16 protein-coding genes and 1 pseudogene are annotated in these 14,339 nt (G+C 61.5%); 12 read left to right on the top strand and 5 right to left on the bottom strand.

What is annotated here, in order from left to right; translation table 11 throughout:
- Nucleotides 1-300: 300 nt before the first annotated feature.
- The 4 genes from BX592_RS31065 to BX592_RS31050 all read left to right on the top strand — a co-directional run bounded on the left by BX592_RS31065 (nucleotide 301) and on the right by BX592_RS31050 (nucleotide 2,292).
- Nucleotides 301-516, top strand: coding sequence for a hypothetical protein (locus BX592_RS31065; protein WP_134197120.1), 216 nt, complete (start codon nucleotides 301-303; stop codon nucleotides 514-516).
- 138 nt (nucleotides 517-654) lie between these two features.
- Nucleotides 655-1,362: a hypothetical protein gene (locus BX592_RS31060; RefSeq protein WP_134197150.1), complete on the top strand. Its 708-nt coding sequence runs from the start codon at nucleotides 655-657 to the stop codon at nucleotides 1,360-1,362.
- 50 nt (nucleotides 1,363-1,412) lie between these two features.
- Nucleotides 1,413-1,847, top strand: a complete 435-nt coding sequence (locus tag BX592_RS31055) for a YeeE/YedE family protein (protein ID WP_134197149.1) — start codon at nucleotides 1,413-1,415, stop codon at nucleotides 1,845-1,847.
- A gap of 1 nt (nucleotide 1,848) precedes the next feature.
- A complete protein-coding gene (locus BX592_RS31050) occupies nucleotides 1,849-2,292 on the top strand; it encodes a YeeE/YedE family protein (protein ID WP_134197119.1) in 444 nt (147 codons plus the stop codon).
- A gap of 4 nt (nucleotides 2,293-2,296) precedes the next feature.
- Here the strand turns inward: BX592_RS31050 and BX592_RS31045 are convergent, their stop codons facing one another.
- The gene (locus BX592_RS31045; protein ID WP_341804910.1) at nucleotides 2,297-2,686 is read right to left on the bottom strand and encodes a hypothetical protein; all 390 of its coding nucleotides are present in this window, start codon (nucleotides 2,684-2,686) and stop codon (nucleotides 2,297-2,299) included.
- Between the two features lie 306 nt (nucleotides 2,687-2,992).
- On the opposite strand from BX592_RS31045, the gene BX592_RS31040 reads away from it, so the two are divergent.
- A complete protein-coding gene (locus BX592_RS31040) occupies nucleotides 2,993-3,826 on the top strand; it encodes a class I SAM-dependent methyltransferase (RefSeq protein ID WP_134197117.1) in 834 nt (277 codons plus the stop codon).
- Here the strand turns inward: BX592_RS31040 and BX592_RS34970 are convergent.
- Nucleotides 3,796-4,170, bottom strand: a pseudogene (locus BX592_RS34970) (alkaline phosphatase family protein); the annotation flags it as partial. The gene BX592_RS31040 and the pseudogene BX592_RS34970 sit on opposite strands and share 31 nt — an antisense overlap.
- A 223-nt stretch (nucleotides 4,171-4,393) precedes the next feature.
- On the opposite strand from BX592_RS34970, the gene BX592_RS31030 reads away from it, so the two are divergent.
- Entirely contained in the window at nucleotides 4,394-5,788 is a 1,395-nt protein-coding gene (locus tag BX592_RS31030; RefSeq protein ID WP_134197115.1) for an MFS transporter, read from the top strand.
- A 50-nt stretch (nucleotides 5,789-5,838) separates the two neighbouring features.
- On the opposite strand, the gene BX592_RS31025 is transcribed toward BX592_RS31030, so the two are convergent.
- Complete coding sequence (locus tag BX592_RS31025) at nucleotides 5,839-7,386, bottom strand: methyl-accepting chemotaxis protein (RefSeq protein ID WP_134197114.1); 1,548 nt, start codon at nucleotides 7,384-7,386, stop codon at nucleotides 5,839-5,841.
- A 229-nt stretch (nucleotides 7,387-7,615) separates the two neighbouring features.
- Between BX592_RS31025 and BX592_RS31020 the strand changes: the two genes are divergently transcribed.
- Nucleotides 7,616-8,680, top strand: a complete 1,065-nt coding sequence (locus tag BX592_RS31020; RefSeq protein ID WP_134197113.1) for an alpha/beta fold hydrolase — start codon at nucleotides 7,616-7,618, stop codon at nucleotides 8,678-8,680.
- Between the two features lie 27 nt (nucleotides 8,681-8,707).
- Here BX592_RS31020 and BX592_RS31015 read toward each other — a convergent pair whose 3' ends face one another.
- Complete coding sequence (locus BX592_RS31015) at nucleotides 8,708-9,025, bottom strand: hypothetical protein (RefSeq protein WP_134197112.1); 318 nt, start codon at nucleotides 9,023-9,025, stop codon at nucleotides 8,708-8,710.
- Between the two features lie 92 nt (nucleotides 9,026-9,117).
- Nucleotides 9,118-9,894 (bottom strand): SDR family NAD(P)-dependent oxidoreductase, encoded by a 777-nt coding sequence (locus BX592_RS31010; RefSeq protein ID WP_134197111.1) that lies wholly within the window; start codon nucleotides 9,892-9,894, stop codon nucleotides 9,118-9,120.
- A gap of 144 nt (nucleotides 9,895-10,038) precedes the next feature.
- Here BX592_RS31010 and BX592_RS31005 point away from each other — a divergent pair, with 144 nt between their 5' ends.
- The 5 genes from BX592_RS31005 (at nucleotide 10,039) to BX592_RS30985 (ending at nucleotide 14,175) form a co-directional block, all read left to right on the top strand.
- On the top strand, nucleotides 10,039-10,932 hold the full coding sequence (locus BX592_RS31005; protein WP_134197110.1) for an AraC family transcriptional regulator: 894 nt from the start codon (nucleotides 10,039-10,041) through the stop codon (nucleotides 10,930-10,932).
- Entirely contained in the window at nucleotides 10,933-11,838 is a 906-nt protein-coding gene (locus BX592_RS31000) for a LysR family transcriptional regulator (RefSeq protein ID WP_134197109.1), read from the top strand.
- Between the two features lie 117 nt (nucleotides 11,839-11,955).
- Nucleotides 11,956-12,627, top strand: a complete 672-nt coding sequence (locus BX592_RS30995) for an HAD-IA family hydrolase (RefSeq protein WP_134197108.1) — start codon at nucleotides 11,956-11,958, stop codon at nucleotides 12,625-12,627.
- Nucleotides 12,628-12,641: 14 nt separating this feature from the next.
- Complete coding sequence (locus BX592_RS30990; protein ID WP_134197107.1) at nucleotides 12,642-13,784, top strand: DSD1 family PLP-dependent enzyme; 1,143 nt, start codon at nucleotides 12,642-12,644, stop codon at nucleotides 13,782-13,784.
- Nucleotides 13,774-14,175, top strand: coding sequence for a RidA family protein (locus BX592_RS30985; RefSeq protein WP_134197106.1), 402 nt, complete (start codon nucleotides 13,774-13,776; stop codon nucleotides 14,173-14,175). Before BX592_RS30990 ends, BX592_RS30985 begins: the two co-directional genes overlap by 11 nt.
- Nucleotides 14,176-14,339: the final 164 nt, after the last annotated feature.

Below are 14,339 nucleotides of genomic sequence, written 5' to 3'. Positions count from 1 at the left end.
ACTCGTCCTCGGCGAATTCCACGCCGCAAGCCGGACATATAGCGTCGCGACATTCACTCATCGTTCTGATCCAGCAGCATCTGTGAACAAGGCGGCATAAGACTGTAACTCGCGGCGTTCCCGCGCTTGCGCCCTTTCGGCCTGACTCTTTTCTGATGGATGGATGCGGCTCGTCCGCCTTTCCAACCCGCTTGATACAAGCGGGGTTAATCCTAATCTTTGTTACGCACGGGCATCGGTCGTTTGTGCGATTGATTTTAGACACGTAGCAGAGGTAAGCGCGCCGAGGGACACGCCGAGATGGCGAGCAACGCACGCCAGGCGGCCATTGCAGCCGACTGGGAGAATCACTGGTGCAGGGGCAACGTCGAGTCACGCGAGGCCATAACGAAGGGATGCGGTGTGGGATTTGTGACCAGCGCGATTCAAACCTCCATCCATAACACCGTCGACTGGCCGCAAGCGACCTTGCCCGCCGAAGATTGCAAGATGTACGCCGATGAAGGCGGCCCGTAGCCGACGCAGTCGCTTACGCATCGGCCTGGTCGCCATCGTCGCATGATTGCGGGTGGCCGCGATGCGTGCCGAGTGACGCGCCGCTATCGCTACAATGCTGCGGATGAATGCTCCTTCAACTGCATCAACTGCGATGCCATGCTGACCTCCTGGTTCTGGAGTAACGAAGACGCAATCCGCAGTCGATGTGTCAGCGACGTCGTACTGTCAGGCACGGTCGACGTGCCTGTGCCCTCTGCCCGCCTCGTTGCAGATTGGCAACGGGAGACGTCGTCGCGCATGGTGCTGGAACCCGGCGATGTCGAAGCGATGCCTTTGGCGCGAGCGCAGGCGCGCTGGCCGGATTACAGGCGTTGTGTGCAGGCGGCGTCCGATTGGACCTGCGCGCTCGGCCTGCCCGCGGTGCTCGCGTCAAGCGATATCGCGCTAATGGCATGTCGTGGCGCGCGATACCACCACGATGCCGTGCAATATGGCGACGCGGCTTTCTGCAATCTGTTCCTGAGCGAAGACAAGGGGCTGGACCTGCATTTTCCCGCGTTGGGGCATCGCATTCCACTGAAGCGCGGCACAGCCGTGATATTCGATACCGGCCAACCGCATGGCGTTATCCGGCGCGACAGCAGCGTCTTTAATGCAGCCGACTTCGCGTCGGACCAGGATTGCATCCAGATATTCCTGAGCTGGGAGCTTCCGCTCGAAAATGAGCACGTGCGGCGCGCCCTGAAAGTTGACTTTGACGTCGCCCCGTCGACTTCACTGCAACCGGATGAACCGCAACTCCGGCTAAACGGCGAACCGGCCGTAGTGTGTCCCGAGTCCGGCGCTTGGCGCCGCGTGGAATAATCGTCGGAATCACGCGCCGGTTTCCGGACCAGCCAACGAGGAGACGAATGATGATGATCGACCTTGCCCACTTCACCCCCGGCCTATCGCTAGCGGGCGGATTGCTGATCGGCCTCGCAGCGGCCGTTTTGATCCTGTTCGATGGACGCATCGCGGGTATCAGCGGAATCTTTGGCGGCCTGCTGACCTGGCCGCGCCACGACATAATCTGGCGTCTCGCGTTTGTGGTGGGTCTGGTGGCCGCGCCCGTTATCGCAAGCCTCGTCGGCAAACCCGTTCAGATCGAGATCGGGTCCGCATGGGCCAAGGTGCTGGTCGCCGGCTTTCTGGTAGGCATCGGCACACGCTACGCCAGCGGCTGCACCAGCGGTCATGGTGTATGTGGTCTGTCGCGGGGCTCCGTCCGATCCGTCGCCGCCACCGTTACATTCATGGCAGTGGGGTTCCTGACCGTTTTTGTGCAACGTCATCTGCTCGGAGGCTGATATGACGGCGTTGATCGCTCCACTAGCCGCGCTTTTTTCCGGTCTGCTTTTCGGCATCGGCCTGATGGTGTCCGGCATGGCGAATCCGGCAAAGGTACTAGGCTTCCTCGATATCGCCGGCCGGTGGGACCCATCGCTGGCTTTCGTGATGGTCGGCGCCATTGCGGTCGGTTCACTGGCCTTTTTTGTCGCCAGACGCCGCGATCGTTCGTACCTCGGTTTGCCGATGCAGCTTCCTGCCAGTACAACCATCACGCCAAAGCTGATTCTCGGTAGTGCCGTGTTCGGAATCGGCTGGGGGCTCGCCGGTTTTTGCCCGGGTCCAGCACTGGTCGCGCTCGGCGCCGGCTATCCGATGGGCATCGGCTTCGTCGTTGCGATGGCGGCGGGCATGGGTGTCTTCGAGGTCGTCGAACGGGCAACGGCATCCCGGCAGCGCGCGTAGTCCATCAATACTCGTCGCGTTCCGGCAAGACCTGAACCGTGACCCTTCTGTTTTTCCAGAACAGATTGTGCACACGCGGTTGCAGGTTACGCAGCGCGTACCCGTGCACCGTATCGAACCCCAGCAGCGCCGCAGGGCTCGCGCCGGTTCCGTCGATCCGCTGGATCCAGTCGAACGAAGGAAACCCGTATCCGCATAAAAACTTCCTGATTTCGTCGTCGGAGACTTCCTTCTGGATATTGGACACCCATAGTTCACCCATGTCGGCCTCCTTGCTGACGATAGCCCCTGCCATCGGACGGACCTCATTTATTGTAGGACGCCGTTTCACCGACAGCGCCCCGTAGCCGATTTTCAGGCTCCATGCAGCAAGTCGCGCGACCGGGATACGCATGCGCTGATCTTCGGAAATCAGGCTACCCGGCACCTGTCCGAAATTCGGATGACGTGCGCCTGAGTGAATGTATTGCCACCGGTAAGCCTCGAGGATGTAACCGCTTCAGTTCGCGAGGCGCGGTGCTTCCTGAAGGAGCCCCCGTGGACGCGCTCATCGGTTCCGGCGTCCCGCGCAAAATATCTGGACGCCAGATCATTCCTCCATTGAGCTTGCCTGCCGATACTACGGCTCAAACAAGTCTGCACCACCGACACGCGGCGTCACCGCGCATTCGCGTAGCGCTGCTCTTTTAAGGAGTTGTGTATGTCTACTGCTGCTTCCACGACCGTACCCGTTGCAGACTTGACCGCGGTGAAGGCCCGCCAACAGGCCGCCTGGTCGACAGGCAACTATGCGGTGATCGGCACCACGCTGCAGATCGTCGGCGAAAACCTCTGCGAAGCGCTCGATGTGCGCGCCGGCAGTCGCGTGCTTGATGTCGCAGCAGGCAACGGCAACGCGACGCTTGCGGCCGCGCGCCGCTGCTGCGACGTCATGTCGACCGACTATGTCGCGGCACTGCTCGATGCGGGCCGCGCACGCGCGCAAGCCGAAGGACTCACGGTGCAATTCGAAGTAGCGGACGCCGAAGCGCTGCCTTACGCGAATGCCACTTTCGATGTCGTGATGTCGACTTTCGGCGTGATGTTCACACCTGACCAGGAAAAAGCCGCGGCTGAACTCGCGCGTGTCTGCAAGTCAGGCGGACGCATTGGCCTCGCCAGCTGGACGCCGGAGAGTTTCATCGGCCAGGTCTTCAAGACGATCGGCAAGTACCTTCCGCCGCCTGCCGGCGTCAGGTCGCCCGCACTCTGGGGCACGACGGCGCGCCTCGAAGAACTGTTCGGTGACAGTGCGCGGAAAATCACGTCGGTCAACCGCGATTTCACATTCCGCTATCGTTCGCCCGCTCATTTCATCGACGTGTTCCGCACGTTCTACGGGCCGATGAACAAGGCGTTTGCCGCGCTGGAAGGTGAACGGCAGGCCGCGTTCGTGGCCGAGCTGATGACGCTGGTCACGAGCCGGAACCGGTCAAACGATGGAACACTGGTGTTGCCGAGCGACTATCTGGAAGTTGTTGTCGAACGCCGGTGACGTTTCAGGAAGGCAGTGTGATTGCACGATGAATCGCCTATCCACTGCCGCCGCTGTTCTACCAAGGTCATTTCCCGGTCGCCTGCATGCGGCGCGCGACGCTGCGGCTCAGGATTCGACCGCATGCGCGCGGGTATCGGAGCGAGCATCCGATGCCGGTCGAGCCCAAACCGGCGCGCATTGCCGGCGACGGGACCCGTCTTGTTTGACGTGCCCGCTTGCGCAAAGCTCCGATTCGGCCGGGTTTGGCCTGGAACGGACGCGAACCACGCATCGCTGACCGCAGACGCGCGCGCGAGCGCGAACAGCACCGGCAACTGGCGGGCGCTGTGGCATTGCATGATCTGGCTTTGCGACGACAGGTGACCTTCTTGCCGCGTAGGCGGTTTTGATCCTTATTCGTATGAACGGACAAGCCGGTCTCGCAAGGGCCGAGCGCGCGCGTGCGACGCAAAGCTCACGTCAGCAAGGATTGGGCACATGCCCTATCATTAGCGCCGCGCCTGTCACCTTCATGCGATCGTCGCACCCCAAGCGTGCCGCGCCGCTGATTCACCTGCCTTTCACATGTCCTCGCTTCCTTCACGCTCCAGGCAGATGTCGATTCTGCTGACCGTCTCGTGTGGTTTCATCATGGCCATGCTTGACGTGACTGTCGTCAACGTCGCGCTCTCCGATATTCAACGTGACTTCTCGGTGAAGCTGGCCGCCCTCGTCTGGGTGGTGGACAGCTATACGCTGACCTTCGCCGCGCTGCTGCTGCTCGGCGGCGCCCTGGCCGACCGGCTCGGCGCGCGACGCGTCTATATGCTCGGCCTCGCGCTTTTTATCTGCGCGTCCGCGCTGTGCGGCGCGGCCGGATCGGTCGCGATGCTGATCGGCGCGCGCCTTGCGCAAGGGTTTGCGGCGGCGCTCTTCGTGCCCAGTTCGCTGAGCCTCCTGACCGAGTCGTTCGAGGACCGCCACGTGCGCGCGAAGATAGTCGGCATATGGAGCGCGATTGTCAGTGTCGCGTTCGCATCAGGGCCGCTCGTCGGTGGCGTGCTCGTGCACCGCTTCGGCTGGCGCAGCATTTTCTATCTGAACCTGCCGGTCGGACTGATCGGCATCGCGCTGGCCTTTGCGTTCTTGCGCCCGTCGCGCCGCAAATCGCACGCGCTCGACATCCCTAGCCATGCACTCGTGATGATCGCGCTTGCCGCACTGAGCTTCGTGCTGATCGAAGGGCCTGGTTTCGGCTGGTCGAGCCCTGCGATCATCGGCGCCGCGGTGCTCGTGCCGCTGACGCTGCTCGTCGCCATCATCCGTGAACGACGCACGTCGACGCCGGTCATTCCGGCTGGCCTCGCTCGCAATGCGACGTTCTGGGCGCTCAACGGAATTGGTGCGTGCATGAACGTGGTGGTGTTCGGCGAGATCTTTGTGTTGAGCCTGTTCATACAGAAAGTCGACGGCGCAACCGCGCTCGGCGCCGGCGTCCGGATGCTTCCGGTGATGGTGGTGTTTGCCGTCGCCAATTTCTGTTCCGGGCATCTGTCCGCCCGTGTCGGCGGCCGCAGGCTGCTGCTCGGCGGTATCGGACTCGCTGCCGTCGCATCGCTTGCCGTCGTCGTGCTTGGCACCGGGCTCCCATTTGGCTGGCTGATCGTGCCGATCGCACTGGTGAACGTCGGGGTCGGTTTCGCGGTGCCGGCGATGACAGCCGCTGTGATGCACGAGGCCGGTCAGCGCAATGCGAATATCGGCGCGGCGGTGCTGAACGCGAACCGGCAGATCGGCGCGCTTGCCGGTGTCGCCGGGCTCGGCATCGTCCAGCATCTGACAGGCGACTGGGCGCAGTCGCTGCGCATTGGCTTCGCAATCTTCGTGGTGTGCCTCGCGATCGCTCTCATGCTCGCATGGTGGCGCGTGCATGCCGCGCCGAAAGAGCTGGAACCGGTCGAAGTATCGACCGCACACTGAAGACGGCGCCAACCGGTTCACGGCGCGCGACGCGCGCGCCCGGCGGAATGCTAACGGGCCATCCGGAACATCGAGACCGCGCGATTCAGATCGCTCGCCTGTGACTCGAGCGAACTGGCGGCCGCGGCAGCCTGTTCGACCAGCGCGGCATTCTGCTGCGTGGTTTCGTCCATTTGCGAAACCGCCTGGTTCACCTGGCCGATCCCCTTGGTCTGCTCGTCCGATGCGGCCGTGATCTCCGCCATGATGTCGGTTACACGCCGGATCTCGTGCGTGATTTCACCCATCTTCGCGCCGGCCTCGCGCACGTAACCTGCGCCGGCCTGCACCCGTTCGACCGAATCGTTGATCAGTTCCTTGATCTCCTTGGACGCGGCCGACGAGCGCTGTGCGAGCGAACGCACCTCCGACGCCACCACCGCGAAGCCCCGGCCCTGTTCGCCGGCCCGCGCGGCTTCAACGGCCGCGTTCAAAGCAAGGATATTGGTCTGGAACGCGATTCCCTCGATGATGCCGACGATGTCTCCAATCTTGTCGGAACTGTCATTGATGCCCTTCATGGTTTCGACGACCCGCGACACCGCCTCCCCACCCTGTTCCGCGACAGCCACCGCCTGAGCGGCGAGCTGGTTTGCCTGGCGCGCGTTGTCGGCGTTCTGCGTGACGGTGGACGTCAGTTGCTCCATGCTGGCCGCCGTTTGTTGCAGCGAAGCGGCCTGCTGTTCGGTACGCTGCGACAGGTCCTGGTTGCCCGCCGCAATCTGTTGAGTCGCGGTAGCGATCGAGTGAGCCGATACCCTGATCGTACCGATCGTTTGCGTCAGTTGCGCTTGCATACGTTTGATTGAAAACAGCAGGCTCGATTTGTCGTCGGGTGCTGTCTGCACCACCGCACTCAGATCGTTGTCGGCGATCCGGTTGGCAATCTCGGCCGCGTACGCGGGCTCGCCGCCGAGCGAGCGCAGGATGCCGCGATTAAGCAGCACCACGATGCATGACAGCGCGCCGGCCAGCACCAGCAGGATTGCGAGGCTCTGGAAAAGCGATGAACGGAACGCTGCATCGATGTCGTCGACATAGAGACCCGTGGTGACAATCCAGTCCCATGGCTGGTAGGTCGCCGCATAAATGATCTTTGGCGACGCCTCGGATGCACCCGGTTTCGGGAACGCAAACCCGACAAATCCACTTCCGTCGCGCTTGATCGCGGAGACGATATCCCGGTAGAAGTACACACCGTCGTGATCCTTGACGTCACCGACATACTTGCCGATCGACGCGGGCTGGATCGGATGCATCAGGATGGTCGGCTTCGAGTCGAGGATCACGAAATAGCCTTCGTCGCCGTAGCGCATGTTGCGGATGCTATCCATCGCATGCCGCTGGGCTTCTGCCGCGGGTAGAGTGCCGGCGTTGGCCTGGTCGCCAAACGTCTTGACGACACTCAGCGCGATCTCCGATGCGTGCCTCAACTCGGCCTTTCGTTCAGCTAGCCGAATGTCACGCGTATCGTAAGCGTTGTAAACCGATATGCCGGCCAGACACAACACGCCCAAAATCAGTGGCAACCAAAGCTTTTGAGCAAAGGACAGCTTCATACTTCAGAACCCCATTTGAGTAGACGGCACGGCTCTTCGGTTCTTCCGAACACGTTTCAGGAGCCACGGTGTGTGCGGGGTAAACGGCCTCTTGCGGGAAATCTGAAGGGCGTTTTTTGTCTCTTATCTATTGACGACGGCACATGCAATGCCAGGCATGCAACGCGCTTTTGTTCGCTCTAGAATGGCGCATTCTTTTCGCAGTACCACTCGAATGCGACCTTCCTTCATGAACATTTTCGCGGCATTTCGAAATACCTCTATTTACATTCTGTTTTCCTTGCTTCCCGCCTTCTGTTTCGCACAGGACTACCCCGCTCCTCACGAAGGCGACTGGACGGCGCCGAGCTTCACGTTTCACACAGGCGAAACGTTGAACAACCTGCGCCTGCACTATGTGACGATCGGCGACCCGACGAAGCCCGCGGTACTGATCCTTCACGGCACGAATTCCACCGGCGCGAGCATGCTGACGCCGCGCTTCGCCGGCAAGCTGTTCGGACCCGGCCAACCGCTCGATGCGACGAAGTACTTTATCGTCCTGCCCGACGGCATCGGTATCGGCAAATCAGCGAAGCCTTCGGACGGCTTACGCGCGCGGTTTCCTCAGTACGACTACAACGATCTCGTGCTGTCGCAATACAGGCTGCTCACCGAAGGACTTGGCATCAAACACCTGCGCCTCGTGCTCGGCTATTCGATGGGCGGGATGCAGACCTGGCTGTGGGGCGAACAGTATCCGGACATGATGGATGCGCTGGTGCCGATGGCGTCGCAGCCAACGGAAATGTCCGCGCGTAACTGGATGATGCGCCGCATGCTGGTCGAATCGATCCAGCAGGACCCGGCCTACGATCACGGCAACTACACGGTGCAGCCGCCATCGCTGCGTCTGGCCAGCACGATGTTCGCGATTGCGACGAGCGGCGGCACGCTCGCGTATCAGGCGTTGGCGCCGACGCGTGCGCAAGCGGACAAACTGGTCGACACGATGCTCGCGGCGCCGCAGACCGACGCCAACGACTTTGTTTACCAGTGGGCCTCGTCGGGCGACTACAACGCGGCGCCCGGATTGAGCCGCATCAAGGCGCCGCTGCTCGCGATCAACTCCGCGGACGATGAACGCAATCCGCCGGAAACCGGCACGATGCAGGCGTCGCTCAAGCAGCTGCAACACGCAAGTTTGTTGCTGGTGCCGGCGAGCGCCGAGACCCGCGGACACGGCACGCTCGCCGACGCAACGACTTACGTGCAACGGCTCGGTGATTTCATGCGCGAGACCGCGCCGCAATAAGGCTGTTAGCGGCGCGGCAGATTACCGCTATTGAGGCGCGGCCGGTGACTTCGTGCTGGGGGTCGCCAACGTGTTGTTGGTCGCCGGCGCGGGAGTGTTTGCCGCGCCGCTGTTCGCGGCAGGCAGTCCGGAGTTCGGCTTCCGGGCGGTGCCGCTGTCCGAGTCATTCGAACCCGGCGTACCGTAGCTATTTCTTACGCCATTCACCTGGTTGGCCGGGCTGGCGGTACTGCCACCGCTCGACGAACCGCCCCCCTCGCCTCCGCCGCCGCTGTTCTGCGCGAAAGCGCCGCCCGATACCGCGAGTGCGATAGCCGCGATCAATGCGCTGGTTGCCTTGTTCATGAGTCATCCTCCGTAGTTGAAATGGGATATCGACGCAAGCGAGTGCCGCCTGCTTAGTCATGAAGTCGAGCAAACGCCGTGCCGCGGACGCATCAGATGTGGATTCCGCCAGCCACTTCGATACGTTGCGCATTGACCCAGCCGAAGTCGTCCGAAAGCAGCGCGGCGATCACGGGACCGACATCTTGAGGAAGGCCGGCGCGGCCTAGCGCGGTGTGATCGGCGACCGCTTTGTTAACCTGCGGATTGTCGCGGACCATACCACCGCTGAAATCGGTCGCAATTGCACCGGGCGCGACGACATTGACTGCGATGCGCCGCGGTCCTAATTCAAGCGCCATATAACGCGTCAGCGCTTCGACGGCGGCCTTTATCGGGCCATACACCGCGCGGTTAGGGAACGCAAATCGCGCAAGCCCGGACGACAGGTTCACAATCCGTCCGCCATCCCGCATTAGCGGAAGCAGCTTCTGCGACAGCAGAAAGACCGCCTTGAAATGCACGGCGAACTGAGTGTCGAGTTCGTCCTCCGAACCTTCGATGAAGCTTGCGGCAGACGAAATGCCCGCGTTATTGACCAGAAAATCGAAACGATCGGCGTCCATCGTGTCGAGCGCTTCCCGCACGCGCGCGACGAAACTGTCAAACGAACCGGTCACGCTCGTGTCGAGTTGAAGCGCAATCGCGGGCGCGCCCGCGTCGGTTGTTAGCGCAACGACCGCATCCGCTTCTGCACGATTCGACCGATAAGTGAAGATCGTGCGCACGCCTCGCGCCGCGAGACGGAGTACGGTATCGCGGCCAATACCGCGGCTTGCGCCCGTGATAATCGCTACCTTGCTGGCAACGTGCCGGGTGGTTCGTGACATGTGTTTTCTCTCACAACATAAGGTGTGCACCGATTGTATGAATGTGAGGGCGCCCTGTTGAATGCCGGAACCCACCTGTTTTTTGCCTGATTGTGCTTCGCCGGAGTATGCTCGGCCGAGCTCATCTGAAAGCCTGCCAACCCCATGTCCGATCTATTGGCCAAAGCGATGCTGCGATATACGTTGCGTCAGCCGGGCACGAGCCCGTATTCGACGCCCATCGACGGCGTCTACATCCTGCGCTCCGACAATCCGAAGCCGCCGTCCTATCGGCTCGCGAGCCCGGCGCTGTGCATCGTCGCGCAAGGGGCAAAGTGGGCGACGTTCGGTGGCAGTCGACTCGAATACAGCGCGGGTCAGGCGCTTGTGGTTGGCGTGACGGCGCCTTCGCTCGGACGCGTGTTCGAAGCGCGGCCTGACAAGCCATGCCTCGTACTGATTGTCGAACTCGATCTGGGCGTGATGCGTGGCGTCGTCGAACAGATGACCAATCCGCCCAAAGCGGCTGTCGAGCAGAGTCGCGGTGTTTTCGTCACCGATTTTGATGGACCGCTGGCCGACTGCGCGCTGCGCATCGTCCGCTTGCTCGACACACCGGACGCGATCCCGACCATCGCGCCGCTGGTGATCCGCGAGATCTGCTACTGGCTTCTCGCTGGGCCACATGGCGGCGACATGGCGCGATTCGCGCTTGCGGATGGTCCGACCCAGCGGGTGATGCAGGCAATCCAGGCGCTGCGGCAACGCTATGCCGCGCCGGTCCATGTCGACGAGCTCGCTTCGGTCGCGCAGCTCAGCCGCTCGGCGTTTCACCGCCAGTTCAAGGCACTGACTTCGCTGACACCGGTTCAGTATCAGAAGCAATTGCGTCTGCTCGAGGCTCGCCGGTTGATGTTGTCGCAGTCGATGGGCGTCGAAGCGGCCGCATTTGCAGTCGGCTATGAAAGCGCATCGCAATTCAGCCGTGAATATGCGCGCATGTTCGGTGCGCCACCGAAGCGGCATACGAAACATATGAAGGCGATGCTCGAGGCGTAAATGACCGATTCTTCCGATATCCGTTTTCTCCTTGCGATCCAGCAGAACGGCAGCCTGATTGCCGCAGCGCGCAAGCTGGGCCTCACGCCGTCCGCGGTATCGCAGCGCCTGCAGCAACTTGAAAAGAAACTCGGCACGAGGTTGGTCGACAGAACTGCACGCAAGCTGATCTTTACGGAGGAAGGCACGCTGTTGTGCCAGCGTGGATCGGAACTGATTGAGCAATTCGATACGCTGATGGAAGATCTGCGCGTTCGCCACGCAGGACTGGTCGGCACATTGAAGGTGAACGCACCGCTGGGTTTCGGTCGCCGGCATCTCGCGCCGGTCATCGCCGATTTTCAGCAACAGAATCCGGACGTCGATGTCGCGTTGACGCTATCGGACCAGCCGCTCACGGAAGCCGCCGACCGTTTCGATGTGGTCGTGCATATCGGCGAATTGCGGGCATCGAATCTTGTCGGGCATGCGATTGCGCCCAACGCGAGATGGGTCTGTGCGTCGCCCGCGTTCGTCAAACGATTTGGTCAACCGGAGGCGCCTGATGATCTCACGCGTTTGCCGTGCATCGTTCTGCGCGAAAACAACGAAGACGTGTCGTTGTGGCATTTCAGCCGCGGCAAAACCAGTCGCAGCGTCAGGGTCGCGTCGAAACTCAGCTGTAACGATGGAGATGTGATTCACCGCTGGGCTTGCGAGGGGCGCGGCATCATTCTGCGTTCCGAATGGGACGTTGCGGACGCTATCCGGCAAGGGACGCTGGTGAGACTGCTGCCCGCATGGAGGGCGCCCGACGCGAACGTGATTGCACTGACGCATAACCGGTCCGGCTTGCCGAGACGAACACGGGATTTCATGCAGTACCTGCAAGCGCGCTTCCGGCCATTGCCGCCGTGGCGGACGTGACGTGCGTTGGGCAGCAGGTTCAATCTATCTGAATGATAGAGTTAATTTGCCTTAACGCACGAGCGCGTATCGAAACCTATAATCGGATTCATCTCTGGATTCCGATTACCAAGGTCTATGCACTCCGAACACGCTTCGCCCGTTGCCCGCTATCCGAAAGCCGTGCTGTTCGACCTTCTGACCGCATTGCTCGACTCGTGGACACTGTGGAATCGCTCCGCGGGTTCTGAACAGGCGGGGCGAGCCTGGCGTGCGGAGTATCTGCGGCTCACCTATGGCTGCGGTGAGTACGTCGAATACGAAACGCTCGTCAAACAGGCCGCGAAACAGGTTGGACTTCCTGAATCGGCGCCGCAAGTGCTCGAGGACAACTGGCTTGAGCTAGCTCCGTGGAGTGGTTCCGTACAGGCATTGCAGCAGTTGCGGCATCACTGCAAGCTGGCCGTGGTCACCAATTGCTCGAATCGACTCGGTCAACAAGCCGCATCGATTCTGCCCGTTCAGTGGGATGCGATCGTTACCGCGGAAGAAGCCGGTGCCTATAAACCCGATCCGCGCCCCTATCAGCTTGCGCTCGATAAGCTAAACGTTTCGCCGCAGGACGCGGCGTTCGTCGCCGGCTCCAGCTACGACATGTTCGGCACAGCTGCGGTCGGATTGCGCACATATTGGCACAACCGGATCGGCTTGCCGCTCGTCGCCGGTGCACGGACACCGGACTTCGAATCCCCTACTCTCGATTCGCTCGTCTGGTGGGCTAGGCGCTTCGAGTCGACCTCCCAACCATGACACCCGAAAACATCATGACGCTCGATCTAATCGATACCCCTGCGGCCATCATCGATGTCGGCCGGATGAAACAGAACATTGCATCGATGCAGCAGCGAATGAACGCGCTCGGCGTGAAATTCCGGCCGCATGTGAAGACTTCGAAATGCGTCGATGTCGTGCGGGCGCAGATCGAGGCTGGCGCGCAAGGCATTACGGTTTCAACGCTGAAGGAAGCGGAAAGCTTCTTCGCCGCGGGCATGACGGACATTCTCTACGCGGTCAGCATCGTGCCGTCCAGACTTCCCCGAGTGATGGCGCTCAGGAAACACGGATGCGATCTGAAGATCATCGTCGATAACGCGAGCGCCGCGGCGGGAATCGTCGAGTTTTGCCGAACCGCGGATGAACCACTTGAAGTGTGGATCGAAGTGGATACCGATGGGCATCGCTCCGGCATCACGCCGGAAGAACCGGCGCTGCTGGAAGTCGGGCGCATTCTGCATGACGGTGGCGTCAAGGTTGGCGGCGTGCTCACGCATGCGGGCTCGAGCTACGAGTTGAATACGCAGGAAGCGTTAGCGGCGCTCGCCGAGCAGGAACGCGCCGGCTGCGTGCGCGCTGCGCAACGTCTGCGTGACGCAGGTATCCCGTGCGAGGTGGTCAGCGTCGGCTCGACGCCGACTGCGTTAGCAGCGCGCCGCCTCGACGGCGTGACCGAGGTCCGCGCCGGCGTCTACGCATTTTTCGATCTCGTGATGCACAACGTCGGTGTATGCACGATCGACGACATCGCGCTTAGTGTGCTCACCACCGTTATCGGCCATCAACAGGACAAGGGCTGGGTTATCGTCGACGCGGGCTGGATGGCGATGAGCCGCGATCGCGGCACGTCGAAACAGTCGCGCGATTTCGGCTATGGACAGCCGTGCTCGCTCGATGGCACGCCGCTCGACGGCTATTTGCTGATTGGCGCGAACCAGGAACACGGGATTCTGGCTTCGGTCGATGCCGGCCGCGCGTCCGGCGACGACGACGTCAAAGCGCGCTTTCCTGTCGGCACGCGACTGCGCATCCTGCCGAATCACGCTTGCGCGACAGGCGCGCAGTTTCCCGAATACCAGGCGCTGGAATCGACTGGGGCACTTAACGTATGGAGCCGCTTTCATGGCTGGTGAAAATCATTCGCTGGAACCTCATCATCCGTCGACGCCGGGTCTGGCGACGCCAGGCGGCCACTATAGCCATGTGACGGTGGCGAACGGGTTTGTTTTTGTTTCAGGTCAGTTGCCCATTACGGCCGCGGGAACCAGGCTGACTGATCGTCCCTTTGCCGAGCAGGCTCAGCAGGTGCTAGACAACGTCGAACATGCGCTGCTTTCCGCAGGCAGCGGGATCGATCGGCTGGTGCAGGTGCGCGTGTATGTCGACGACATCGTGAACTGGCCGGAATTCAACAGCCTCTATTCACGTTGGGCCGGTAGTGCTTGTCCTTCGAGGGCCGTGGTTCCTACGGGGCCGCTGCATTTCGGTCTGAAGGTCGAGGTAGAGGTTGTGGCGGTGCTGTAGATCCCCGCACCCGAACAGCTTGAGGTGTGAGTCAGCTGAAGCCTGGTTTGAAGTTGGCCCACCTCGATGGAACCTGTCCGCATTTTTGTGGGTGAGGCGGTTAAAGGAATCGTTAGCCGCGCGCCTGCGTGAATCGATCGCCAAACAGAATAGCAAACTGATTC

It is taken from the genome of Paraburkholderia rhizosphaerae (assembly GCF_004366595.1).
GTDB lineage: Bacteria > Pseudomonadota > Gammaproteobacteria > Burkholderiales > Burkholderiaceae > Paraburkholderia > Paraburkholderia rhizosphaerae.
Note: the sequence above shows the minus strand (reverse complement) of the source record. Positions and strands in the feature narration are given on the sequence as shown.

Coding starts and splice junctions, on each gene's coding strand:
- BX592_RS31015 (WP_134197112.1), bottom strand. CDS start 9,025: ATGAACAAGGCAACCAGCGCATTGATCGCGGCTATCGCACTCGCGGTA.
- BX592_RS30995 (WP_134197108.1), top strand. CDS start 11,956: ATGCACTCCGAACACGCTTCGCCCGTTGCCCGCTATCCGAAAGCCGTG.
- BX592_RS31045 (WP_341804910.1), bottom strand. CDS start 2,686: ATGCGTATCCCGGTCGCGCGACTTGCTGCATGGAGCCTGAAAATCGGC.
- BX592_RS31010 (WP_134197111.1), bottom strand. CDS start 9,894: ATGTCACGAACCACCCGGCACGTTGCCAGCAAGGTAGCGATTATCACG.
- BX592_RS31060 (WP_134197150.1), top strand. CDS start 655: ATGCTGACCTCCTGGTTCTGGAGTAACGAAGACGCAATCCGCAGTCGA.
- BX592_RS31005 (WP_134197110.1), top strand. CDS start 10,039: ATGTCCGATCTATTGGCCAAAGCGATGCTGCGATATACGTTGCGTCAG.
- BX592_RS31040 (WP_134197117.1), top strand. CDS start 2,993: ATGTCTACTGCTGCTTCCACGACCGTACCCGTTGCAGACTTGACCGCG.
- BX592_RS31030 (WP_134197115.1), top strand. CDS start 4,394: ATGTCCTCGCTTCCTTCACGCTCCAGGCAGATGTCGATTCTGCTGACC.
- BX592_RS31000 (WP_134197109.1), top strand. CDS start 10,933: ATGACCGATTCTTCCGATATCCGTTTTCTCCTTGCGATCCAGCAGAAC.
- BX592_RS31050 (WP_134197119.1), top strand. CDS start 1,849: ATGACGGCGTTGATCGCTCCACTAGCCGCGCTTTTTTCCGGTCTGCTT.
- BX592_RS30990 (WP_134197107.1), top strand. CDS start 12,642: ATGACGCTCGATCTAATCGATACCCCTGCGGCCATCATCGATGTCGGC.
- BX592_RS31065 (WP_134197120.1), top strand. CDS start 301: ATGGCGAGCAACGCACGCCAGGCGGCCATTGCAGCCGACTGGGAGAAT.
- BX592_RS31055 (WP_134197149.1), top strand. CDS start 1,413: ATGATGATCGACCTTGCCCACTTCACCCCCGGCCTATCGCTAGCGGGC.
- BX592_RS30985 (WP_134197106.1), top strand. CDS start 13,774: ATGGCTGGTGAAAATCATTCGCTGGAACCTCATCATCCGTCGACGCCG.
- BX592_RS31025 (WP_134197114.1), bottom strand. CDS start 7,386: ATGAAGCTGTCCTTTGCTCAAAAGCTTTGGTTGCCACTGATTTTGGGC.
- BX592_RS31020 (WP_134197113.1), top strand. CDS start 7,616: ATGAACATTTTCGCGGCATTTCGAAATACCTCTATTTACATTCTGTTT.